The sequence below is a fragment of the Yoonia sp. R2-816 genome, assembly GCF_046762905.1.
In the GTDB taxonomy this organism is placed as follows: Bacteria; Pseudomonadota; Alphaproteobacteria; order Rhodobacterales; family Rhodobacteraceae; genus Yoonia.
In genome coordinates this window covers 150,378-173,895 of sequence record NZ_JBKQXN010000138.1, presented here as the reverse complement: position 1 = coordinate 173,895, position 23,518 = coordinate 150,378, and the positions used below count along the sequence as shown (strand labels likewise).

At 59.8% G+C, this 23,518-nt stretch carries 23 protein-coding genes; 13 read left to right on the top strand and 10 right to left on the bottom strand.

Going from position 1 to position 23,518, the window contains the following annotated elements; translation table 11 throughout:
* The 5 genes from ACFWW2_RS04660 to ACFWW2_RS04640 all read left to right on the top strand — a co-directional run.
* On the top strand, window positions 1-222 hold a 222-nt coding region (locus ACFWW2_RS04660), incomplete at its 5' end, for a hypothetical protein (protein WP_393926572.1).
* A gap of 16 nt (window positions 223-238) precedes the next feature.
* Entirely contained in the window at window positions 239-688 is a 450-nt protein-coding gene (locus tag ACFWW2_RS04655; protein ID WP_393926580.1) for a methyltransferase family protein, read from the top strand.
* A 106-nt stretch (window positions 689-794) separates the two neighbouring features.
* The gene (locus ACFWW2_RS04650; protein ID WP_393926571.1) at window positions 795-2,375 is read left to right on the top strand and encodes a Re/Si-specific NAD(P)(+) transhydrogenase subunit alpha; all 1,581 of its coding nucleotides are present in this window, start codon (window positions 795-797) and stop codon (window positions 2,373-2,375) included.
* 13 nt (window positions 2,376-2,388) lie between these two features.
* Window positions 2,389-3,906, top strand: coding sequence for an NAD(P)(+) transhydrogenase (Re/Si-specific) subunit beta (locus tag ACFWW2_RS04645; RefSeq protein ID WP_393926570.1), 1,518 nt, complete (start codon window positions 2,389-2,391; stop codon window positions 3,904-3,906).
* 299 nt (window positions 3,907-4,205) lie between these two features.
* On the top strand, window positions 4,206-5,267 hold the full coding sequence (locus tag ACFWW2_RS04640) for a phospholipase D-like domain-containing protein (protein ID WP_393926569.1): 1,062 nt from the start codon (window positions 4,206-4,208) through the stop codon (window positions 5,265-5,267).
* On the opposite strand, the gene ACFWW2_RS04635 is transcribed toward ACFWW2_RS04640, so the two are convergent.
* Window positions 5,268-5,600, bottom strand: a complete 333-nt coding sequence (locus ACFWW2_RS04635; RefSeq protein WP_393926568.1) for a DUF4342 domain-containing protein — start codon at window positions 5,598-5,600, stop codon at window positions 5,268-5,270.
* 117 nt (window positions 5,601-5,717) lie between these two features.
* Window positions 5,718-6,605, bottom strand: coding sequence for a YghX family hydrolase (yghX, locus tag ACFWW2_RS04630; RefSeq protein ID WP_393926567.1), 888 nt, complete (start codon window positions 6,603-6,605; stop codon window positions 5,718-5,720).
* A gap of 170 nt (window positions 6,606-6,775) precedes the next feature.
* Between yghX and ACFWW2_RS04625 the strand changes: the two genes are divergently transcribed.
* Together ACFWW2_RS04625 and ACFWW2_RS04620 are read left to right on the top strand one after the other, a co-directional pair.
* On the top strand, window positions 6,776-7,138 hold the full coding sequence (locus ACFWW2_RS04625) for a hypothetical protein (protein ID WP_393926566.1): 363 nt from the start codon (window positions 6,776-6,778) through the stop codon (window positions 7,136-7,138).
* Between the two features lie 63 nt (window positions 7,139-7,201).
* Window positions 7,202-7,672, top strand: a complete 471-nt coding sequence (locus tag ACFWW2_RS04620; RefSeq protein WP_393926565.1) for a Dps family protein — start codon at window positions 7,202-7,204, stop codon at window positions 7,670-7,672.
* Between the two features lie 2 nt (window positions 7,673-7,674).
* On the opposite strand, the gene ACFWW2_RS04615 is transcribed toward ACFWW2_RS04620, so the two are convergent.
* Both ACFWW2_RS04615 and ACFWW2_RS04610 read right to left on the bottom strand, forming a co-directional pair.
* Window positions 7,675-7,920: a DUF1289 domain-containing protein gene (locus ACFWW2_RS04615; RefSeq protein ID WP_393926564.1), complete on the bottom strand. Its 246-nt coding sequence runs from the start codon at window positions 7,918-7,920 to the stop codon at window positions 7,675-7,677.
* A 93-nt stretch (window positions 7,921-8,013) separates the two neighbouring features.
* Window positions 8,014-8,556 (bottom strand): pseudouridine synthase, encoded by a 543-nt coding sequence (locus tag ACFWW2_RS04610; protein ID WP_393926563.1) that lies wholly within the window; start codon window positions 8,554-8,556, stop codon window positions 8,014-8,016.
* Window positions 8,557-8,796: 240 nt separating this feature from the next.
* On the opposite strand from ACFWW2_RS04610, the gene ACFWW2_RS04605 reads away from it, so the two are divergent.
* The 3 genes from ACFWW2_RS04605 to ACFWW2_RS04595 all read left to right on the top strand — a co-directional run bounded on the left by ACFWW2_RS04605 (window position 8,797) and on the right by ACFWW2_RS04595 (window position 12,278).
* Window positions 8,797-9,975, top strand: a complete 1,179-nt coding sequence (locus ACFWW2_RS04605; RefSeq protein ID WP_393926562.1) for a type III PLP-dependent enzyme — start codon at window positions 8,797-8,799, stop codon at window positions 9,973-9,975.
* A gap of 124 nt (window positions 9,976-10,099) precedes the next feature.
* Window positions 10,100-11,377: a DUF3422 family protein gene (locus tag ACFWW2_RS04600; protein WP_393926561.1), complete on the top strand. Its 1,278-nt coding sequence runs from the start codon at window positions 10,100-10,102 to the stop codon at window positions 11,375-11,377.
* 127 nt (window positions 11,378-11,504) lie between these two features.
* Window positions 11,505-12,278, top strand: coding sequence for a hypothetical protein (locus ACFWW2_RS04595; RefSeq protein ID WP_393926560.1), 774 nt, complete (start codon window positions 11,505-11,507; stop codon window positions 12,276-12,278).
* Between the two features lie 9 nt (window positions 12,279-12,287).
* Here ACFWW2_RS04595 and ACFWW2_RS04590 read toward each other — a convergent pair whose 3' ends face one another.
* From ACFWW2_RS04590 to ACFWW2_RS04565, 6 genes are all read right to left on the bottom strand, one after another.
* The gene (locus tag ACFWW2_RS04590; RefSeq protein WP_393926559.1) at window positions 12,288-13,652 is read right to left on the bottom strand and encodes an MATE family efflux transporter; all 1,365 of its coding nucleotides are present in this window, start codon (window positions 13,650-13,652) and stop codon (window positions 12,288-12,290) included.
* Window positions 13,653-13,703: 51 nt separating this feature from the next.
* Window positions 13,704-14,702: an ABC transporter permease gene (locus ACFWW2_RS04585; RefSeq protein ID WP_393926558.1), complete on the bottom strand. Its 999-nt coding sequence runs from the start codon at window positions 14,700-14,702 to the stop codon at window positions 13,704-13,706.
* The gene (locus tag ACFWW2_RS04580) at window positions 14,695-15,702 is read right to left on the bottom strand and encodes an ABC transporter permease (protein ID WP_393926557.1); all 1,008 of its coding nucleotides are present in this window, start codon (window positions 15,700-15,702) and stop codon (window positions 14,695-14,697) included. The genes ACFWW2_RS04585 and ACFWW2_RS04580 overlap by 8 nt, the downstream gene beginning before the upstream one ends.
* A gap of 76 nt (window positions 15,703-15,778) precedes the next feature.
* Window positions 15,779-17,506 carry a peptide ABC transporter substrate-binding protein gene (locus tag ACFWW2_RS04575; protein WP_393926556.1) on the bottom strand — a complete coding sequence of 576 codons (1,728 nt, stop codon included), beginning with the start codon at window positions 17,504-17,506 and terminating at the stop codon, window positions 15,779-15,781.
* A gap of 60 nt (window positions 17,507-17,566) precedes the next feature.
* Window positions 17,567-18,574, bottom strand: coding sequence for an ABC transporter ATP-binding protein (locus tag ACFWW2_RS04570; RefSeq protein WP_393926555.1), 1,008 nt, complete (start codon window positions 18,572-18,574; stop codon window positions 17,567-17,569).
* Window positions 18,567-19,571: an ABC transporter ATP-binding protein gene (locus ACFWW2_RS04565; RefSeq protein WP_393926554.1), complete on the bottom strand. Its 1,005-nt coding sequence runs from the start codon at window positions 19,569-19,571 to the stop codon at window positions 18,567-18,569. The genes ACFWW2_RS04570 and ACFWW2_RS04565 overlap by 8 nt, the downstream gene beginning before the upstream one ends.
* Before the next feature lie 210 nt (window positions 19,572-19,781).
* Between ACFWW2_RS04565 and argE the strand changes: the two genes are divergently transcribed.
* From argE to ACFWW2_RS04550, 3 genes are read left to right on the top strand one after another with little or no spacing between them, the layout of a single operon-like run.
* Complete coding sequence (argE, locus tag ACFWW2_RS04560; RefSeq protein WP_393926553.1) at window positions 19,782-20,942, top strand: acetylornithine deacetylase; 1,161 nt, start codon at window positions 19,782-19,784, stop codon at window positions 20,940-20,942.
* Entirely contained in the window at window positions 20,939-22,279 is a 1,341-nt protein-coding gene (locus ACFWW2_RS04555; RefSeq protein WP_393926552.1) for an NAD(P)/FAD-dependent oxidoreductase, read from the top strand. Before argE ends, ACFWW2_RS04555 begins: the two co-directional genes overlap by 4 nt.
* 57 nt (window positions 22,280-22,336) lie before the next feature.
* A complete protein-coding gene (locus ACFWW2_RS04550; RefSeq protein WP_393926551.1) occupies window positions 22,337-23,503 on the top strand; it encodes a M20 aminoacylase family protein in 1,167 nt (388 codons plus the stop codon).
* Window positions 23,504-23,518: the final 15 nt, after the last annotated feature.

Sequence of the window (23,518 nt, the reverse complement as noted above, 5' to 3'; positions counted from 1 at the left end):
CCTCTGTCATCGGAACCTCCTCTGTCGACTGAGAAAGCCTCAATCGTCGGACAGGTTCGTCAGTTCACAAAATGCGCGACGTCAGGAAAAATGCGAAACATCAGCCAAAAACGCCAATGCCGCGCGAGCGGCTTCGTCCTGGGGCTCAAACCGGACCTTCTCTGCGGGCGTCGGTTTGCATGGATCGCGTCGGTGGATGACGTGGAGGCCATAGTCATCTAATGTGCGGCAGATGACTATGAAATGGATCGATATTCCCCCTGTCTGGCTGTTGCTGGCCGTTGCGATGACCTGGGTTGTTGCGGATGTGCAGCCTTTGTGGTTGCGTGTTGGCGGCCCGATCCTCGACCTGCTGGGCGGACTGCTGGTGGGCGGTGGTCTTGTGCTGCTGCTGCTGGCTATCGCCGAGATGCGCAAGCGCCAGACCACCGTGATCCCGCATCAGGAGGCGAGCCATCTTGTCACTAGCGGGATTTTCAAGCGTAGCCGCAATCCGATATATCTGGGTGACACGCTGATCCTGGCGGGGCTGGCCCTGCGCTGGGATGCGCCGATTGCCCTGATTCTGGTCCCGCTTTTCATGTTCACCATCACCCAGCGCTTTATCATCCCCGAAGAGGACCGGTTGCGCCGCAAATTCCGGGCTGAATTTGCCCGCTACTGCGAAAAGACGCGGCGTTGGGTGTGACTGTTAGCGTCTGACAATAAAAGAACGCTACGGCCCCTCCCTTGTGAAATATTATGGCGCGCTATAATCCATCGGGGACTGCAAGCACAAATACGGGGGATGGTCCGTGAAAATCGGCACACCAAAAGAGATTATTGCGGGCGAGGATCGGGTCGCGATGACCCCAGCCTCGGCCAGGGATCTGCAGAAGCTGGGTTATGATTGCGTGATCGAAACGGGTGCTGGCCTTAAGGCTGGCTTTTCCGACGACACCTATAAAGAGGCCGGCGTCGAGGTCGTGAAAACTGCCGCGGCCCTTTACAAGGCCGCTGATATCATCGCCAAGGTGCGTCCCCCCGAAGATCCCGAGGTCAAGCGTTTGCGCGAAGGCCAGACGCTGATTTCCTTCTTTTATCCGGCCCAGAATGAAAAGCTGATGGAGGCCGCCAACAAGAAAGGCGCCACCGTCATCGCGATGGATATGGTGCCGCGCATTTCGCGCGCGCAGAAGATGGACGCGCTGTCATCCATGGCGAATATCGCGGGTTACCGTGCGGTGATCGAAGCGGGCAACAATTTTGGCCGGTTCTTCACCGGTCAGGTGACCGCCGCCGGTAAGGTGCCGCCTGCCAAAGTGCTGGTTGTTGGTGCTGGTGTTGCAGGGCTTGCTGCGATCGGGACCGCCACGTCGCTAGGTGCGATCACCTATGCGTTCGACGTGCGGCCCGAAGTGGCCGAGCAGGTTGAATCGATGGGGGCGCAGTTTGTGTTCCTCGATTTTGAAGAGGAACAGCAGGACGGGTCCGCGACAGGGGGCTATGCCGCTGTGTCTTCGCCGGAATTTGCTGCCGCCCAGTTGGCGAAGTTCCGCGAGATCGCGCCGGATATGGATATCGTGATCACCACGGCGCTGATCCCGGGCCGCGATGCGCCGGAGCTTTGGACCAAGGATATGGTCGAGAGCATGAAGCCCGGTTCGGTGATTGTGGACCTTGCGGCTGAGCGTGGCGGGAACTGCAAGCTGACTGTGAAGGGCGAGAAAATCGTCACCTATAATGGTGTGACGATCATTGGTTACACCGATTTCCCAAGCCGGATGGCGGCCCAATCCTCGACACTTTATGCCACCAATATTCGCCATATGATGACGGATCTGACACCGGAAAAAGACGGTGTGGCCAACCACAATATGGATGATGACGTGATCCGGGGCGCGACAGCCACCCATAAGGGTGAGATCACGTTCCCGCCGCCGCCGCCCAAGGTGGCCGCGATTGCGGCACAGCCGAAAAAGGCGCCGCCCAAGGAGTTGACGGCTGAGGAAAAGCGCGCGCAAGAGGTTGCGGCGTTCAAGGCGGAGACCCGCAATCAGGTGACGTTGCTGGCCGTTGGTGCGGCATTGATCCTTGGGATCGGAATGATCCCGGGGATGCCAGCGAGCTTCATGCAGCATTTCATCGTCTTTGTGCTGGCGGTCTTTGTCGGCTTCCAGGTGATCTGGAATGTCGCGCATTCGCTGCACACACCGCTGATGGCCGTGACCAATGCGATTTCGTCGATCATCATCCTGGGTGCGCTGATCCAGATTGGATCGACCAGCGTGCTAATTACCATATTGGCCGCGCTTGGCATATTCATGGCGGCGATCAATATCTTCGGTGGCTTCCTTGTGACACGGCGCATGCTCGCCATGTTCCAGAAATCTTGAGAGGAACAGGGCAATGGAAAATGCATTCACGATTGCGGCCTATGTTGTCGCGGGTATTCTTTTCATCCTGTCGCTGGGTGGTCTGTCGGGGCAGGAAAGCGCCAAGCGCGCGGTCTGGTATGGCATCGTCGGGATGGCGATCGCGGTCTTTGCCACGCTGATCGGGCCGGGGTCCGGTCTGGGGATTGTGTCGATCGTCCTGATCGCGTTGGGCGCGGCTGTTGGGTATCAACTGGCCACGAAGGTCGAGATGACCCAGATGCCGGAGCTTGTGGCGATCATGCACTCACTGGTGGGTCTGGCTGCCGTCTTTGTGGGCTTCAACGCCGATATCATGATCAATTATATCGGTGGGATTTATGAGGCCAATGGTCAGGTTCTGGGTGTTGTTGGCGATGATGGCATCACGGCGATTGGGCTGCCGAAAGAGGCCTATGACGGGCTGAGCGCCTTTGGTCAGTTGATTGCCAAGAAATCGAGTGTCGAGATTGGTATTCTGCGTGTCGAACTGGTGCTGGGGATCTGGATTGGTGCGGTCACATTCACCGGGTCTGTGATTGCCTACGCCAAGCTGGCGGGCTCTTCGTCGAAGCTGCCGTTTCAGGTGGATACCAGTGCCAAGAAACTGCCGGGCGGGCATTTGCTGAATGCCGGTGCTGCGGCGCTGTCAGTGCTTTTGCTGTTTGTCTATCTGACCGGTGGCGGGTCCTGGGCGCTGGTGCTTCTGACGTTGGCAGGTCTCTTCATCGGCTATCATCTGATCATGGGCATTGGCGGGGCGGATATGCCTGTCGTTGTGTCGATGCTGAACAGTTATTCCGGCTGGGCTGCTGCGGCGATCGGGTTCAGCCTTGGCAATGACCTGTTGATTGTGGTTGGTGCCTTGGTCGGCTCGTCCGGTGCGATCCTGTCTTACATCATGTGCAAGGCGATGAACCGGTCCCTTGTCAGTGTCATCCTGGGCGGCTTTGGCGGCCCTGCGGGTGAGCAGATGGCCGTGGAAGGTGAGCAGGTGGCGATTGATGCTGATGGCGTTGCTACCGCCCTGAACGAGGCTGACAGCATCATCATCATTCCCGGCTACGGGATGGCGGTGGCGCAGGCGCAGACGGCTGTGGCCGAACTGGTCAAGAAGCTGCGTGCCCAGGGCAAGACTGTGCGTTTCGCTATTCACCCCGTTGCAGGCCGTTTGCCGGGCCATATGAACGTGCTGCTGGCCGAGGCGAAGGTGCCTTATGACATCGTGATGGAGATGGACGAGATCAATGATGACTTCCCGAATACGGATGTCGCCATTGTCATCGGGTCCAATGATATCGTGAACCCGGCCGCACAGGACGACCCCAACAGCCCCATCGCCGGCATGCCGGTGCTGGAATGCTGGAAGGCCAAGCAGGTGTTTGTGTCCAAGCGCGGGCAGGGCACGGGGTATTCGGGCATCGAGAACCCGCTGTTTTTCAAAGACAACACGCGGATGTTCTATGGCGATGCAAAGGCGAGCCTTGATACGCTGCTGCCCAAGATCGACTGAGCCGGTTGACAGCTGGTAAATGGACCGCCCGCCTTACCAGCGGGCGGTTTTTTCGTGTTTGGTTGCGACATCCTGAAACGCGCCATGTTATCAGTCACTTACGCTAATATTTGACTGTCGGCGATGCGTCGGACTTGCGTCCGCAAAACGTCGGACCCCTTCGCGCGTTGACGATAGGTCTTGTTAACGTATTGGCGTTGTAGCGCCGTGACCCTTGCCATCAGGTGAATGCACCGCACTTGTTCGAATCGTGGATCGCTGCCACGCTTGCCCTCATATTTCAGTATGGAGGTATTTTGATGCCCGTTTCCGTTGGCGCGATTACGCTGTTCATGGGGCCTGCGGCGCTTGGCGCGCCGGATGATCTTGAGGCCCCGATCATTGATTTCATCAATGCTGCCGAGGATGAGTTGCTGGTGTCGGTGCAGGAATTGGATCATCGCCCGATCGCCGATGCGCTGATTGCCGCTCGCAGGCGGGGCGTGCATGTGCGGGTCATTCTGGAGCAGGATTACCTGCGCGAACGCAAGACACCCGAGGGTGACGGGCTGGGTCTGCAGGAGTTGAACCGCGAGTTGCTGACCCTGATCCTGCGGGTGGGGGTGGATGCGAAGGCGGATTACAATCCGGCCATTTTTCACCAGAAATTTATTGTGCGCGACAGGTCCGCCCTGCTGACCGGTTCGACCAATTTCACCACGACCGGGGTGTCAAAGAACCTCAACCATATTGTGATCTTGGATGATGTGGAGGTCGCCCGCGAATATCGCCGCGAGTTTGCCCAGATGCGCAAAGGTATTTTTGGCAAGCGCAGCCTTGAGACGCCGCGCAAGCCGCTGGAAGGGCATTTTGTCAGTGGTGTGCGGACCAAGCCGCTTTTTGCGCCCGACCACGCGCCGGAGATGGAATTCATCAAGCAGATGATCAAGGCCGAGACCCGGATTGATTTTGCGGTTTTCACCTTTGCCCAGTCATCCGGGATCGACGATGCGCTGGTGAATGCCCGCCAGAAGGGGCTGGCGGTGCAGGGGGTGCTGGACCGCAGGCAGGCCAACCAGAAATGGGCGTCAAAGGATACGCTGGTCGAGGGTGACATCACCCTGCATCGCAACAAGACCGGCACGGGTGTGCGCAAGATCCATCACAAGCTGATGGTGATTGACGACGCGCTGACCATTGTTGGCAGTTACAACTATACCGGCCCCGCCAATCTGGTGAATGACGAGAATATCATCGTGCTGGGCGATCTGGATCTGCCGCCGGGGCAGGCGCGGGATGATCAGGCCATCCTGGCCGAATTTGCGCGGGCCGAGATTGAGCGGATCATCCGGGATCAGTCGGAACTGATCCCGGTCGCCTGATCAGGCGGTAGGTTCTGGTGTCTTGGTTTCCCCATCGGTGGTGGTTTCAGACGTGTCAGCGTCACGCTCCACCTCGATCTTGACATGTGACACAAGCGCCGCGATGGCACCGAGGATGGCAAGCCACGGGGCTGCGAGGGTCACCACCCCGCCGACCACAAGGCCGATATTGAGCGGGGTGTCGAGAAACACGTCACCATCATCCGCGATGATCCGCATGCGCCGCACATTGCCTTGCTTGGCGAATTCCTTGACCCGGTCGACGAGGTTCTTGCCGTCGACCTTGATTTCTTCAACCACGGTTTCTTTGTCGGGTGTCTGGGCATCAGTCATCATGCGTCTCCATCAATTGGTTGCGATGGTCGCATGATAGCGGTGCCGCGCCCGGGCGCGGTTGACATTGGTCAATGGGGGAGGTGTGGGATGGGCGAAATCACCCATCCCGCGGGGTCAGACCAGATAGGTGTTGAACCAGGCGATTGTCCGGTCCCAGGCCAGTTCTGCCGCAGCTTCGTCATAGCGCGGCGTGCTGTCATTGTGGAACCCGTGGTTCACGTCCGGGTAGATATGCGCCTCGAACACCTTGTCATTGGCGATCAGCGCGGCCTCGTAATCTGGCCAGCCTGCGTTGATCCGGTCGTCAAGAGCGGCGAAATGCAACAGGAGCGGCGCCTCGATTTTCGGCACGTCCGCCGCGGCGGCCTGTCGTCCGTAGAAGGGAACCGAGGCCGCCATTTCCGGATAGGCCACCGCCAGCGCGTTGCAGACCCCGCCGCCATAGCAAAAGCCCACCGCGCCCACCTTTCCGGTGCTGTCATCGCGGGTCATCAGATGTTCGAACCCGGCGAAGAAGTCGTTCATCAGCTTGGTTCCATCCACGGTACGCTGCAAATCGCGCCCTTCGGCGTCATTACCCGGGTAGCCGCCCACGGATGTCAGCCCGTCCGGGGCCAGTGCGATGAAACCCGCCTTGGCCACGCGCCGCGCGACATCTTCGATATACGGGTTGAGTCCGCGGTTTTCGTGGACAACGAGGACGGCGGGCAGGGGGCCAGTGGCATTGGCCGGTTTGACCAGATAGCCGCGCACCTCACCATGGCCGTTGGGCGAGGGGTAGGTGATGTATTCGGGCACAATATCGGGGTCGTTGAACGAGACCTGCTGGGCCAGCGCATAATCGGGGCTGAGCATGGTCAGCAAGGCGGCGGCGGTCACCCCGCCCACGGCGAATTTGCCCGCGCGGTCCAGAAATTCGCGTTTGGTGATCTTGCCATGTGCGTAGAAGTCATAAAGGTCGAGCAGTTCCTGATCGAAATCCTTGGCGGTCATCCGGTTCATCTTGCATCCTCCAATGCGCGGTGACGCAGCGTCACCCGCAGTGACAATATCGGGAGCGCATCAATTGGCAAATCACGATTGCCGGGCGATCGGGTGCCGCTTGCCTGTGTGTGCATGTCTCTTGGCAGGGGCTTAAATCTGACTATATTAGTCGGAAATAGGATTCGCTGATGCCGCACACTGCACTTGCCCGTACTGTCCCATTGGTCCCCGCCGCTGCACCGGCGCCGAACCTTTTGCTGCGCAAGGCGGGCAGGCGGGCCCGGCTGGCGCGGGGCAGTACGGATGACCCCATGACAGCATTGATTGATGCGCTGCCTACGGCCATTGGCCGCCGCTTGCGGTTTTATGAGCCGGGCGCGGTCGAGCGGTCATTTGACGAAGCGTGGTTGGATAATATCTTTGATGCAGTCCGGCAGGGCGATACGGATCGCTATCGCTTTGCCTTGCTCAGCCGGATGTCGCGGGAAAAGGCGTCCGCGATGCATTTTTTGTTCTGCAAGGCGGCGCAGCATCTTCACGCCGCCGCCTGATTTGTTACCTTGGGGCAAGCCAGCCGCCGCCAGCCAAATTCATACAATAGGAGAGGGACATCCATGACCCAGACTGCATCTGATCTGAGCCCGTCGGCACAGGGCGCCATTGCCGAAGCCTTGAACCAATGCGTGGCGGAAACCGCTGTCACCACCATGCTGGCGCAGAATTTCCACTGGAACGTGACCGGTATGGCATTTGGCCCGCTGCATGCGCTGTTTCAGGAGATCTATGAGGACCATTTTGTTGCGCAGGATGATCTGGCGGAGCGGATCAAGGCGCTGGATGCCCATGCCGAGGGGATGCTGGCCGGGATGCTGAAGCGGTCCAAAGTGGCCGAACATGATGGCAAGACGGACGACAAGACCATGATCAAGGCGATGCAGGTGGCACAGGAAACCCTGGCCGCCACACTGGCTGCGGCGGGCGAGCTGGCCGCAGAGCATGGCGATACGCTGACCGAGGATCTGTGCATTGCGCGCGGGCAAACGCACGAGAAATTCGCCTGGATGCTGCGGTCACATCTGGCGTAGCATCAGAGCCCCGTTGGAAGGGATGCGCCTTTCTTGGCGCATTTTTTCGCATAGGCCTTGCGCCAGTGGCCATATTTGCCGAGCGCATCCTGCTGCTTAATCAGCATGTTCACGAACGCGGCCTTGTGCCCGGATTTCTTGAGCGATTTGTAAAGTGACTTCTGCGCCTTGGTCATGCCGCACCCCATGCAATGGCCCTGCCGCTTGTATTTGCAGACATCGATGCAGGGGTTGGGTGTTTTGGCCATGGTGTCCTGTGTCTTGATCGAAGCGCGGTAGGGCTTTGATGCGCTTTATCTGATTATTTTAGTCAGAAATGTCAAAAGGACAATCTGGCGCAGCTATGCATCGCGCCATGTGCCGTGCTGCAAGCCGTCCAATGTCCATGATCCGATCCGCCAGCGCACCAGCCGCAATGTGGGAAAGCCGATATGGGCGGTCATCCGGCGGACCTGACGGTTGCGGCCTTCGCTGATTGTGACCTCGATCCAGGTATCAGGGACGGATTTGCGGAAGCGGACGGGTGGGTCACGCTCCCAAAGGGTAGGTGGGTCGATTAGCCGGACCTTGGCGGGGCGTGTCGGGCCGTCTTTTAGCGTTACCCCGTCGCGGAGTGGCTGCAGGTCGGCACCGGTTGGCGCCCCTTCGACTTGCACAAGGTAGGTTTTGGTCAGCTTGTGTTTGGGGTCTGCGATCTTGGCCTGCAATTTACCGTCATCGGTCAGGACCAGAAGCCCCTCGCTATCCCGGTCCAATCGGCCTGCGGGGTAGACGCCAGGCACGTCGATATAGGCCGACAGGGTGGGCCGCGGTGACGGGCTGCGCGCGTCTGTGAACTGCGACAGGACGCCGAAAGGTTTGTTGAACAGGATCACGAGGGCCATGGGCCTGACTAGCCCGAGTTATGCGTTATCGTCCATGCAGTTATGAATTTTCAATGCGATGCATTTTCCCCCTTGATCCGAATCCCAACTTGCCCCAAATGCGCGGGTATAGACGCCAACGCACGCGCCTCTGGCCGAGTAGCAGTCAACGCACACGTGTTTACGTAGCGACGGTAACGTCTCTTTTGGAACTGAGCGGTCTGGGGCGGTGTGAATCCGTCATGGCCGGGTCTACTGGAGATGACCATGACTGTACATTTCGCGGCCGACGCGCCGTCATTCCCTGTCGCACGCCCATCCCGTCTGGACGGTTTTGTTGCCAATCGCAGCTTTGACAAGCCCACATTGGTCATGGACCTTGATCTGGTTGAGGCACAGTACCGTGCGCTGCGCGCCGGTCTGGGTCGCGCTGACATCCATTACGCCGTCAAGGCGAACCCGGCCCGTCAGGTGATTGCCCGTCTGGTTGATCTGGGGTCGCATTTTGATGCCGCATCCAAGGCGGAAATCGCGCTGTGCCTGGAAGAGGGTGCGGACCCATCCGAAGTGTCATTTGGCAACACGATCAAGCGTGCCTCTGACATTGCCTGGGCGTGGGATCAGGGGATCACCCTGTTTGCCGCCGACGCCGAGGAAGAACTGGAAAAGATCGCTGACAACGCGCCTGGTGCGTCCGTTTATATCCGCCTGATTGTCGAGGTATCGCCCGGTGACTGGCCGCTGACCCGCAAGTTTGGGTGCGACCGCGACACTGCGCTGCGTCTGCTGGATTATGCCAAGGCACTGGGTCTGAACCCGGTTGGTTTCTCGTTCCATGTGGGTAGCCAGACCCGCCATGCGGCCATGTGGGCGCCGACGCTGGATGAGATGGCAGGCATCTGGGCTGCGGCGATTGACGCGGGTCATGCGTTGAGCCTGTTGAATATCGGTGGTGGTTTCCCGGCCTTTTATGGCGAGGATATCGATGCGCCGACGGCTTATGCCGCTGAAGTGATTGCTATGGTCGAAGCCCGGTTCCCCAATGTGCCGACCATCATGGCAGAGCCCGGCCGCGGCATGGTGGCTGAGGCCGGTGTGATCGTGGCGGAGGTAATGCTGGTCAGCCGCAAGTCGGATCGTGATATGCACCGCTGGGTTTATCTGGACATCGGTCGCTTTTCCGGACTGGCCGAAACCGAGGGCGAGGCGATCCGCTATCAGTTCGAGACCGCCCGTGATGGCGACCCGATGGGACCGTGCATTCTGGCCGGCCCGAGCTGTGACAGTGTTGATGTGCTGTATGAAAAGCGCCCCGTGCTGCTGCCGCAGACGCTGAAATCGGGTGACCGGGTGCTGATCCGCAACACGGGCGCTTACACATCGACCTATTCGACCGTGTGTTTCAACGGCTTTCCGCCACTGGATGTGGTTGTCATCTAAGGCTTTTTGCGGCGCACGGTATACTGTTGTGCGCCGCTAACGCTTTATAAATACACAGTTTTTTGTTTACAGGGCGCGAAACCCCGCTAGGTTGCAATCAAAGACAGTTGCAAAGGCGCCCCAAATGCCCCCGATTGCCGACCATCCGCTGCGTTATGCCATGGCCAATGAGCTGCATGCGCGGCCCTTTCCATCGGTCCCGGCACCAAGCCGGGCCGCCTATCTGGCAATAAAGCCAGCCAGCAACGCCGCCGGTCGCGACCGGGCGGCGGATCGTGCACACCTGATTGATCTGCTGGACCGGTTCGGGGCAAAGCATCCCGCGCCCGATGCGACCCATTATTTCGGCGAGATCGGCAAGCACACGCTGAAATGGGAAAGCCATACGGAATTTGTGACCTATACGATTTTTGGCGAAGGGGTGGCCGACCGGCCCTTTGATGCCGCAACCTTTGCCATATTCCCCGAGGATTGGCTTGCCACCGCGCCAGGCACCCGCGTGACCTCTGCCCTGATCCGGGTTGAGGTGGCAGATGGCGATGAAGGGATTGCCGATAAGGTCAAGGACTGGATGGTGCCCGAAAGCCTCGCCATCAGCCGGGTGCTGGAGGATGATCTGGTGGTTGCCGGTGATTTCCGGATTGATCACGCAGGCCATATGCGTTTTGCCGTGTTCGCCCGCCCGCATGTGGGCGAGCGCCGTGTCGGCCGGGTTGTGCAGCGCCTGTGCGAGATCGAGACCTATAAGGCGATGTCGATGCTGGGCTTGTCGCGCGCGCGGTCGCTTGGCCCGCAGATGGCCAAGGTGGACACCACGCTGAGCAAGCTGCTGGGCGATATGTGCGGGCCCCTGGCGAACCCGGCGGACGTGCTGCAAAGCCTGTTGGAGGTGTCGGCAGAGTTGGAAAATACCGTGGCGCAATCATCCTTTCGTTTTGGCGCGACAGGGGCTTATGAGACGATTGTGAACCAGCGCATTGCTGTACTGCGCGAAGAACGTTTTGGCGGCAGGCAGACCTTTGGCGAGTTCATGATGCGCCGGTTTGATCCGGCGATGCGTACCGTCAAATCGACCGAGCGCCGGTTGCAGGCCATGTCGGAACGCGCGCTGCGCGCTGGTGATCTGCTGCGAACGCGGGTCGATGTGGAACGGTCGGCGCAAAATCAGGAACTTTTGACCAGCATGGACAAGCGCGCAGATCTGCAACTGCGGTTGCAGCGCACGGTGGAAGGGTTGTCGGTTGTGGCGATCAGCTATTATGCCGTCAATCTGGTGCTGTATGTTGTTGGGCCGGTTGAAAAGCTGGGGGTGAGCAAGGCATTGCTGGCAGCGGGTGTCACGCCCCTTGTCTTGCTATTGGTTTGGTTCATGGTCAACCGCATTCGCAAAAGCATGGAATGACATGACGTAGCGCTATGTCCGGGTCGATGGCATGGACATTGATCACTTCCAAAAGTTGACGCCTGCCTGTCGCAATCTGGTCATGGTTGTGCATCAAATGAACGTCAACTTTTTGGGGATATTTGATATGAAAAGAATGATCGGGGTTCTGGCATTTGGCCTGACCAGTGCTTGCATGTCCGGCGAATCCGGACCCACCACTGGCATCACTGTGACTGACAGCAACTTTACGCAAAGTTCACTTGTTGGTCGCGCGTCGGGCGGCGAAGGTGTGTCCATGCGTTTTGGTGCCGTGTCCGAGGCGACGGGCACTGTGCGTATTGATTCAGCATTGGCCGCCACGATGGTCGTGGATGGTGAAACAACTGCGTTGCTGGCCGGTAGCGATGGCAGGTTTGAAGGTCCGCTTGGGCAAACGGGGTTGATTGGTACCCGTCTGACCGGGGGACCGATTACGCGCGATGTTCTTTATGTCTTTACCGTCGACTTGCCGCCACCAGCGCTTGGCGGCGCGCGGCTGGGCATCTTTGTGGACGGCTTTGAGACCGCCACGGCAAACCTGCCGACGGGTTCGGCCACATATAACGGTGCGGCATTCGCCATCAACGCGGCAGAGCAGGGAGCGACGGGATCTATCACGCTGGAGGCCGACTTTGCAGCGAACTCATTTGATGCAACGCTGAGTGGCATCAACGCATCCAACCCGGCTGCCAGCTATGCTGTTGTGGACGGGTCAGAAGCCGCCGGTCAATTGTCAGGTGATATCACCGGTGCGGACGCAACGGGCGGCGTCCTGACGGGTGCTATCTATGGTGCGAGCGGAGACCAGGCTGCTGGCACATTCCGGCTGACCACTGGCACGACAGCGTTGGTTGGCACCTTTGGTGCTGTGGACTACTGATGTGCCCCGTCAGCTAAAGGTCTGCCGCAGTGCGTTGGGGCGGAGCAATCCTGTGTAATAGGCAGCACCCACTGCGGCGACAGCAGCCACCACGTTGGCTGCAAAAGCCGCAAAGGTTATGCCAGTGAAGCCAAGCAGCGTGACACCCAGCCAAGCGCCGGGCAGGTAGATCAAGAATATCCGGCCAAGGCTGAGGCTCATGGACCAGAAGGCCTTGTCCCGCGCGTTCATGGCCGCGTTTGCCACGACCACAAATCCGTAGCCGAAGAGCGACCAGCCGACGATCCGCATATAGGTCGCGGCATAGCCTGCCGCATCGGGATCTGACGCCAATAGTGACGCGATCTGTTGGGCGAAAACGGCCAATAACAGCCCCACGACAACGCCGTACCCCAGACAAAAGGCAAAGGCCGCTTGCAGGGCCTGTGCGGCCCGGTCTTTCTGTTCTGCGCCCCAGTTTTGTCCGATCACCGGTCCAATCCCCGACGACAGCGCCAGCATTGGCACCAATGCGATTTGCTGCACGCGCGTTGCGGCGCCAAAACCGCCCACGGCCGCTTCGCCCACTGTGGCGACGGCTGCGGTGACCGCAGCCATACCGGCGGGGTTGATCGCGTTGGAAAAGGCCGCTGGCCCGCCGATTTTGGCAAGTCGCCACGCGGATTGCCCCAACCCCTTGAGCGGGTTTGCACACAGATAGAGCATGCTCTGATGCAGCGCATAGGCAAGTGCGACACCGGCGATGGAGGCCCGTGCGATGAAGGTCGCCAGTGCTGCCCCCTCGGTCCCCATTTGCGGGATCGGGCCGAAACCGAAGATCAGTATCGGGTCTAGCCCTACATTGATCACCGCAGAGATGACCATGAGTGTGGCGGACACGTTGCTGTCGCCATGCGACCGGAAAATCGCATTGACCAGCATCATGAGCACCAGAAAGGGGAATGACGCGCACCACCATGGCATGAACAGCGCAATCTCGGCCATGACGGCTTCGTTTGCCCCGAGCAGTTTGAAGAGCGGTGGGAAGGTGAAAAAGAAGGCGGCAGCGCCAATCAGGGACAAGACGACCGCGATGCTGACGGCATGGAAGGCCAGACGCGCCGCCTTGGCATCATCATCGCCTGCGCCAATGGCCTGACTGACCAGTGCGTTGGCCCCCGCCGACAGCCCGATCGACAGGGATGTCACGGCAGCCGTGACCGGGTAGATGAACCCAACCGCAGCCAGTGGTGCGCCGCCCAATTGCCCAAGGAAATATGCGTCAGCCAACCCGACGCTGAGCACAGCAAGGATGCCGATGACCATGGGGGCTGACATCAGCGCCAGCGCTTGCCACACCGGGCCCTTGGTCAGATCACGAGTATTTTCCGCCATGGGGTCCCCTTTGCCGTGGGACACTAAAGCATGAGCGACGATATGGTTCCGTCATAGCCCCCGAATGCGCGGATCAAGCGCGTCGCGCAGCCCATCACCGATATAGTTGACCGACAGCACCGTCAGCGAGATCGCCAGCCCCGGCCAGATGACCCGTTCGGGGAAGGCCGTCATCCGGTCAACGCTGTCGAACAGGATTTTCCCCCATGTGGGGAAATCGGACGGAAAGCCGAGCCCGAGGAAGGACAGCGCGCTTTCGGTGATGATGGCGGTGGCCAGCCCCAATGTGGCTGACACCATGATGGGTGACAGTACGTTGGGCAGCAGGTGCCGTGTGATCATCCGTCGCGCTGGTGTGCCGATGGAGCGCGCTGCGAGCACGAACTCCCGTTCCTTCAGCGCCATCACGTCGCCGCGCACGATGCGGGCGGTTTGCATCCAGGATGTGATCCCGATGCCTGTCACGATCAGGATGAAGATCCCGTTCTCCGGCCCGAACGCCGCCCGCAGCGGATCGCGGAACAAGAGCATCATGACCAGCAGCAATGGCAGCAGCGGCAGCGCCAGCACCAGATCGGTGAAGCGCATCAGAAGCCCGTCGAGCCTGCGGAAATACCCTGCCAGCACGCCGATGGTGGTGCCTAGCAGCAAGGCCAGGACCATTGCCGTCCAACCGACGGCGAGCGAAATCCGACCGCCTTGCATGATATTGGCCATGATATCCCGGCCCAGATTGTCGGTGCCCATGGGGTTGCCCCAGCTGACCTTGGCGCTGCTGTCGAAGAGGCCCATATAGATCGGCCGTACATCCTTGTTACGGATATCCAGCTTGCCCGGGTCCACATCCCAGATCAGCGGGCCCACGGTGACGAAAAGCGTGATGAAGGTCAGAAAGACCAGTCCGAAGACGGCCCCTTTGTGGGTTTTGAACTGATCCCAGACATCGAGCCATTGGTTGCGCGGCTTGTCGACCTTGAGTTTGGGGGGGGCAACCGGATCGCCGGACGGCAGCAGGTTGTCAGCAGAGGCTTGGGGCGCGCGATCAGTCATAGCGGATCCTCGGGTCCAGAATGCCGTAGAGGATATCGGCAATCAGGTTCATCAGCACGATCAGGATCGCGAGCAGGAAGGTGATCGTCATCACCATCGGGATGTCGGACCCTTGCAGCGCGATGATCAGAAGTTGCCCCAGCCCGTTCACTTTGAAGATCTGTTCGGTGATGATCGCCCCACCGAAGATGGACGGAATGCCAAGAGCGATGACCGTGACAACCGGGATCATGGAATTGCGCAGCACATGTTTCAGCACGACGACGCTTTCCGACATGCCCTTGGCCCGCGCGGTGCGCACGTAATCCTGCCCCAGATTGTCCAGCATGGAGGCCCGCATGTACCGGCTGACCTGTGCTGTCGTCTGCAGAGCCAGTACCATGACCGGCATGACCATCTGCTGCAGCTGGATTTTGAAACTGGCCCAGTCTTCGACTACATGGGTCGTGTCGTAGATCGAGGGCAGCCATTTGAGTTGCACTGAAAAGATCACGATGAGCAGAACGCCGGAAAAGAAGGGCGGGACCGAAAAGCCGATCATGCTGATGAACGTCCCCGCCTGATCAAAGACCGAATATTGCCGGTAGGCGCTGATGATCCCGATGGGCAGGGCGATCAGCACCCCCACCACATAGGACATGCCCACGACCCACAAGGTCTGGGGCAGGCGTTCGGCGATGGTGTCAAAAACCGGGCTGCGGGACTGGAAGCTGATGATCCGCTGCGCCCCATCGGCGAAATTGGTGCCAAAGGCGTTGTCGATCCAGTATTGTGGTTCGACGATGAAAAACTGGTTCAGCCAGAGTGGAAAGCGGATGTACCACGGCTCGCCCAGCCCAAGTGCTTCACGCATTTGTTGCCGCACGTCAGGCGGGATTGTCAGGGGCATGCTGGCCATCGGATCGCCGGGGGCCAGTTCGAGCAGCATGAAGATGACAAAAGCAATGAACAAAAGCGTCGGGATCGACACGAGCAATCTGCGAAGGGTATAGGTCAGCATTGCGACGCCTTGGTTAATAGCTTTGCGGTTGAAAGGTGCCCGTCCCGGGGCGATGCCCGGGACGGGTGTTTCTTGCTTAGCGGTTATCGCCGATGCGATACCAATCGGAGACATTCCAAAGCTCGGAATCCCAGGTGTTCAGGATCACACCGCCCAGGCTGTTGGCATGTGCCGACACACGGCCACGATCGACCAGCGGGACGATTGTCATGCTGTCTTTGGTCAGCATGTCATTCATCTGTTTGGCCAGTTCGGCGCGCTGTGCGATGTCAGCGGTCTGGGCCAGTTCATCAATCAGGGCGTCATATGCCGGATCGCAGAACCGGTTGATGTTTTCGCCCTGCCACTGGCTGTCAGGCTTGGGTTCGTTGCCGCAGCGATACATGGCCAGATAAGGCTGTGGATCGGTGCCGTCGAAGTTGTTGGCGTACATTTCGACATCTGCATAGAACTTCTGGAACGTGTCAGGCGAGCCTGGGTCACCCCCGAAGAACACAGAGGCGTCGATATTGCGCAGCTCGGTTTCAACACCGATCTCGCTCCACCATTCCTTGATCAGGGCCTGGAAGTCCTGACGCACCGCGTTGGTCGAGGTCTGGTAGAGGATACGCAGTTCCACGCCATCCTTTTCGCGGATGCCGTCACCGTTGCTGTCGACCCAGCCTGCTTCGTCGAGCAGCGCCTTGGCACCGTCGATATCCTGCGTCAGGCAGCCAGTGTTGTCGGAGGCATAGATCTCCGGCCCCGGCACCAGGTTACAGGTTGGGCGGCCTGCCTGACCATAACCCACTTCGACCAGCAATTCGCGGTCGATGGCCATGGACAAAGCACGACGCACCGCTTCATCGCTCAGGAACGGATGCGGGTGTGCAACCGTGGAGCGTTCGCCTTCGGCCAGGTCGGGTGACGGGTTGGTCAGGTTCATTTCCAGACGCTCAACCAGTGTACCAAAGGCCGATACAGGTGTGCCGACGCCAGCCTCTGCCATAGAGGCGATCACATCGGGAGCCAGTTGCAGGTTCCAGGCGTAATCAAATTCACCGGTTTCCAGAACCGAACGACCGGCTGCTGTTGCATCGCCGCCACCTTTGAAGGTCAGTGACGCAAAGGCGGGTTTGTTTGGATCGCGGTAGTTTTCATTCGCCACGCCGGTCCAGACGTCATTGGTCCGGAATTCGGTCACAACGAAAGGGCCGGTCCCGATTGGCATGAAGTTGGCATCGGTGCATTCGGGCGCACGCGCGCCTGTGCATTCGGCAAACTGGGCTGCCTGAATGATGGGTGACTGACCACCCATGAATGGGCCATAGGGGTTCGGGGTCGGCTTGTCGAAGGTGACGGTGACCGTCAGGTCATCGACAACCTCGACATTTTCGACGCCGTCGAATTTGGCCAGCTGCGCGCAGCCGCCTTCGGGATCCATGCAGTAATCGGCAGTGAATTTCACATCAGCCGAGGTGACGGGCGTGCCATCGGACCAGACCAGGCCTTCTTTCAGCTTCCAGGTGATCTGGGTCAGATCCTCGCTGACCCCGCCATTGGCGACGGTCGGGATTTCCTGCGCCAGGAAGGGAACCGGTGCGCCGGTTTCGTTATAGCGACCCAACGGTTCGATCACGAGGCTAGCCGCCTCGATTTCCTTGGTCCCGCCAGACAGGTAGGGGTTCAGAATGGATGGCGCCTGCCAATAGATAATCTTGAGTTCGCCGTCGCGGGCGCGTTCGCCTTCATGCGCGTCGGCAAAAGCCATCGGCGCAAGGGCGACACAGGCCGCAGCACCCATCAGGGCTGTTTTGAGTTTCATTTTGTTTCTCTCCTTGTTGGTCTTCACGTTGTGTGTGCTCTTGGCCTCGGGACCTGCGGTTCAGCCCGCAGTGTCGTTTTCTTCGTTGAAGAGGTGGCAGGCCGTGAAACGGCCCGGTCGCACCTCCCGGTATTCGGGGTCGATCTGTTTGCAGATATCCATCACCGACGGGCAGCGGGTGCAGAAATTGCAGCCTTGCGGCGGGTTGGAAGGGGAGGGCACGTCGCCTTGCAGTATGATGCGCTCGGTCGTGGCGGCGAGGCTGGGGTCGGGTTCGGGGACCGCTGACAGCAGCGCCTTTGTGTAAGGGTGCAGCGGCTCGGCATACAGCGCCTCGCGCGGGGCGAGTTCGACCACCTTGCCCAGATACATGACCGCCACGCGGGTGGCGATGTGGCGCACCATGGACAGGTCATGGCTGATAAAGAGATAGGTCAGACCGAACTGTTCCTGCAGGTCTTCGAGCAGGTTGACGACCTGCGCCTGGATGGACACGTCCAGTGCCGCAATCGGTTCATCGCAGACGATGAATTTCGGGTTGAGCGCCAGCGCGCGGGCGATCCCGATCCGCTGCCGCTGCCCGCCGGAAAAGGCGTGTGGGTAGCGTTTGGCGAATTTGCGGTTCAGCCCGACCGCATCCATCAGTTCGCCGACCTTTTCACGCTTTTCCGCCTCGGTCAGCTTGGTATGTTCGTCGAGCGGTTCCTTGATGATTGCCTCGACCGTCATGCGTGGATTGAGCGATGCCTGTGGATCCTGAAACACCATCTGCATGGTGGGGCGCATGCTGCGCAATTGCGGCTGCGGCGTGCTGCCGATCTCGCGGTTATCTATGGTGATCGACCCGGAGGTGATATCGTAAAGCCGCAGTACGGCCCGCCCGCAAGTGGATTTGCCGCAGCCGGATTCACCGACTAGCCCCAGCGTTTCGCCTTCCATGACGTCGAAGCTGACGCCATCGACGGCCTTCACCTCGCCCACGCGCCGGCGGAACAGGCCCGCGTAGATCGGGAAATGCATTTTCAGGTCGCGCACGCTAACCAATGGTTTGGTGGTCTGGTCAAGCATCGCGTGGCGCCCCCGTGCGTGCGTCAAAGAAGCAGGCCGCATCATGCCCGTGGCCCACATCGTAACGTGGCGGGTTTTCACGCTCGCACCGGCCGAACGCCACATCGCAGCGTTCGCGGAACGGACAGGCGTAGGGTGGGCCAACCATCAGGGGTGGTTGCCCTTCGATCACGGTCAGACGGGCGGCCCGTTCGCCATGGATTGTGGGGATCGTCTTGAGCAGGGCGCGGGTATAGGGGTGCTGCGGATTGCCGAAGAGTTCCTTGACCGGGGCGTGTTCGACGACCTGTCCGCCATACATAACCATCACACGGTCAGCGATGCCTGCGATCACCCCCAGATCATGTGTGATCCAGATCACGGCCATTCCAAGTTTGCTGCGCAATTCCTTCATCAATTCAAGGATTTGCGCCTGAATGGTCACGTCGAGCGCTGTTGTGGGCTCATCCGCGATCAGCACCTGCGGGTCGCAGGCCAGTGCGATGGCGATCATGACGCGCTGGCGCATCCCGCCGGAAAACTGGTGCGGGTAGTCCTGCAGGCGGCGCTTGGCGTCTGGGATACCGACCAGTTCAAGCAGTTCCTGCGCGCGATTGGCGGCGTCACGCTTGTTGAGCCCCATATGCTTGCGCAGGGGCTCCATGATCTGCAGACCAACGTTGTAAACCGGGTTCAGCGATGTCATCGGGTCCTGAAACACGAAACCGATCTTGCCGCCCCGCACAGACCGCAGGGTTTCAGCGTCGACTTTCAACAGGTCCTTGCCGTCAAAGCTGACGGTGCCGCCCCGGATATCGGCGGGTGGTGAGGGCAGCAGGCCCAAGAGCGACATCATGGTGACAGATTTGCCAGAGCCGCTTTCGCCGACAACGCCAAGCAACTCACCCGGTTTCAAATCAAAGCTGACATCATTAACCGCGTGCACTTCGCCCGCGCGCGTTTTGAACACAGTTTTGAGGTCCCGGACATCCAGAACAGGCAGCGCCCCATCGGGCATATAGAACCTCCCAAGTGGTTCACGTTTCTTGTTGTTAGCTGCAGCTTTATGCTTTTGCGCAGCAATTGGGCGAACGGTAGCATCAATTTCGGAACCCGCAACCCGATTCCTGTTTACGATCGGTGCGGTTAGCCGCAAGACTGTCGATGCGGGACTGTTACGCAGCCGCATGTGGCGTTTGGCTGCATTTATAGCACGAAAGGGAACATAATGACGCTGACTGCCCGTGACCTGATGGATCGTCTGGTGGGGTTTCCGACCGTCAGTCGGGACAGCAATCTTGATCTGATTGATTTTGTTGAGGATTATTTGTCCGGCTTTGGCGTCGCATCGACCCGGGTTCCGAATGAGGATGGCACGAAGGCTGCCCTTTATGCCCATATCGGGCCGGAGGTGGATGGCGGTGTTGTTCTTTCGGGCCATACCGATGTGGTTCCCGTCGACGGGCAGGCCTGGGACACCGACCCGTTCACGGTGACTGAACGTCAGGGCAAACTGTACGGGCGCGGCACTTGTGACATGAAAGGTTTTGATGCGCTGGCCCTGTCGGCGGTGCCGCTGGCCTTGGAACGTGGCATCAAGCGCCCGCTGCAAATCGCGCTGAGCTATGATGAAGAAGTTGGTTGTGTCGGTGCGCCCCCCATGATTGACCACATGGTCAGCCACGGCTTGCCCCGCGCCGACACCGTGCTGGTGGGTGAGCCGTCGATGATGAAGGTGGTGACCGGCCATAAGGGTGGCATCGGCTACAAGATGCATTTTCGCGGGTTCGAGGTGCATTCGTCCCTTGCCCCGCAGGGTGTCAGCGCGATCATGATGGCCGCCAAGCTGATCAACTGGGCCAATGAGGTGAATGCCGAAAACGCAGCCAAGACCCCGTCTGATCTGGCTGCGGATTTTGTGCCCCCTTATACGACGTTGCACATTGGCACGATCAGCGGGGGCACCGCCCACAACATCACCGCCAAGGATTGCTATTTCGGTTTCGATTTCCGCATCGTACCCGGTGAGGATATTGGCGCATGGCAGGCCCGTTTCATGGAAAAAGTGGCCGAGATCGAAACCGAGATGAAAGCCGTTCGGCCAGAGGCGGGTATTACCGCGGAACAGTATTTCAGCGTCCCCGGCCTACGCCCTGAAGATGATGGCCAGGCCGAGGCCATGATCCGCCGTCTGACTGGTGACAATGCCAGCCATGTCGTCAGTTACGGCACCGAGGCCGGGCAGTTTCAGGAACGCGGCTATTCCGCTGTCATTTGTGGCCCCGGTGATATTGCGCAGGCCCATCAGCCCAATGAATTCATCACCGTAGATCAATTCCGGCAGGGCGAGGCGTTTATTGGCAGACTGGTGGACATGCTGGCAGAGTGATGTTCCCGATCCATGCCGGGCAACCGGCGGCCTTCACGCCCGACCTGCCTGCATCGACCGATGTTGTTGTGATTGGTGGCGGTATCATCGGTGTGATGACCGCCTGGGAACTGGCCCGATCAGGCAGCCGTGTGGTGTTGCTGGAAAAAGGCCGGATCGCGGGCGAACAATCGTCGCGCAATTGGGGTTGGATTCGCGCGCAAGGCCGCGATCTGGCTGAATTGCCCATTGTTCTTGAGGCGCTGCGGATGTGGCCCGCCATTGCAGAGACCGCTGGTGATATCGGGCTGAAGCAGACCGGCACGCTGTATCTGGCGAACAGCCAGGACGATCTGGCCGGGTATCAGCGGTGGCTTGACGATGCCGCGGCTTATCAGCTGACCAGTCGAATTGTGTCGGCGTCCGAGATCGCCGCGATGATGCCCGCCGCCGCGGCCCGCTGGGCCGGTGCTTTATATACATCCACCGATATGCGCGCCGAGCCTTGGGTGACTGTCCCCGCCTGCGCCAGGGCGGCGGAACGGGCAGGGGCCGTGATCGTGGAGGATTGCGCGGTGCGCCTGCTGGATATCGAGGCCGGGCGGGTGACAGGTGTGATCACCGAAAAAGGCCGGATCCGCGCCGGGGCTGTGGTGCTGGCAGGTGGGGCATGGTCATCGCTGTTGCTGCGTCGTCATGGTGTCAGCATTCCGCAGCTTTCGGTCAGGGCGACGGTGGCGCAGACCGACCCAATGCCGGATATCTATGCTGGCGGTGCCGTGGACCGCACGCTGGCTTGGCGACGCCGCAGCGATGGCGGCTATACGCTGGCGGCGGCGGATTATCATGAATTGTTCGTGGGCCCCGATGCCTTGCGTGCGTTTCGCAGGTTCGTTCCGCAACTGATCCGGGATCCGTTGGGTACCCGCATTCTGCCTGCCGCGCCGCAAGGCTATCCCGATGCGTGGGGGACGCCACGGCGATGGTCGGGCGATGCCGTCAGCCCGTTTGAGCGGATGCGCATCCTGAACCCGACCCCGCGCGCGGCCAAGGTTGCGGAACTGGCGCGTGGGTTCAGCGCCACCTTTCCCGATCTGGGCCCGACGACGATCAGGACCGCCTGGGCGGGGATGATCGATACCATGCCTGATGTGGTGCCCGTGGTGGATCGCAGCGATGCGCTGCCGGGTCTGACGATCTGCACGGGGATGAGCGGGCATGGCTTTGGCATCGGGCCTGCCATGGGGCGCATCGCAGCCCGGCTGGCCACAGGGCAGGACCCGGGCCATGACCTGACCCGGTTTCGGTTGTCGCGCTTTTCGGATGGTAGTCGGCTGGTGTCAGGACCCAGCCTCTAGCAACGCGCGCAAACTGGTCTATGTTGGGCTTAGACCGATCAAACCCCAGAGGATGCCATGCCCGTCAAAAACCGCTTTGCTGAACTGCTGCCCGAAATCACCGCATGGCGACGTGACCTGCATGAAAATCCCGAGATCCTGTTCGAGACGCACCGCACCTCGGCCATGGTGGCCGACAAGCTGAAGGAGTTTGGATGTGACGAGATTGTCACCGGCATTGGCCGCACCGGTGTTGTGGGGGTGATCAATGGCAAGTCGGACAGTTCGGGCAAGGTGATTGGCCTGCGCGCGGATATGGATGCCCTGCCGATCCATGAACAGACCGGTCTGGATTACAAATCCAAGGTGGATGGCGCTATGCATGCCTGCGGCCATGACGGCCACACCGCAATGTTGCTGGGGGCTGCGAAATACCTGTCAGAGACCCGGAATTTCGATGGCAAGGTGGTGGTGATCTTTCAACCGGCCGAAGAGGGCGGCGGTGGTGGCCGCGAGATGTGCGAAGACGGCATGATGGAGCGGTTTGGCATTCAGGAAGTGTACGGCATGCATAACTGGCCAGGGCGCCCGGCTGGCACATTCGCGATCCGTCCCGGTGCGTTCTTTGCCGCGACCGATCAGTTCGACATCACGATTGAGGGCAAGGGGGGCCATGCCGCCAAGCCGCATGAGACGGTGGATTCGACCCTAGTTGCAGCCCATGTGATCACTGCGCTGCAATCTATTGCCAGCCGCAATGCTGACCCTGTAGATCAGATTGTGGTGTCGGTCACGTCGATTGAATCGTCATCAAAGGCGTTCAACGTGATTGCCCAACGGGTCGATATGAAAGGCACAGTGCGTACCATGTCACCAGAGATGCGCGATCTGGCCGAGGACCGTCTGAAGGCCATTTGCACCGGGGTTGCTGCCAGTTTTGGGGCGACTGCAGAGGTGACCTATTATCGCGGCTATCCCTGCATGGTGAACCATGAGGACCAGACGGCCTTTGCTGCAGATGTCGCAAAGTCGGTGTCTGGCGATTGTGAATATGCGCCGCTGGTGATGGGCGGCGAGGATTTCGCCTTTATGCTGGAAGAGCGTCCGGGGGCCTATATTCTGGTCGGCAACGGTGACACGGCGTCAGTGCATCACCCGGAATATGATTTCAATGATGAGGCAATCCCGGCGGGATGTTCCTGGTGGGCCGAGATTGTGGAGCAGCGGATGCCTGCGGCAAACTAGGGCAGATGCATCCCT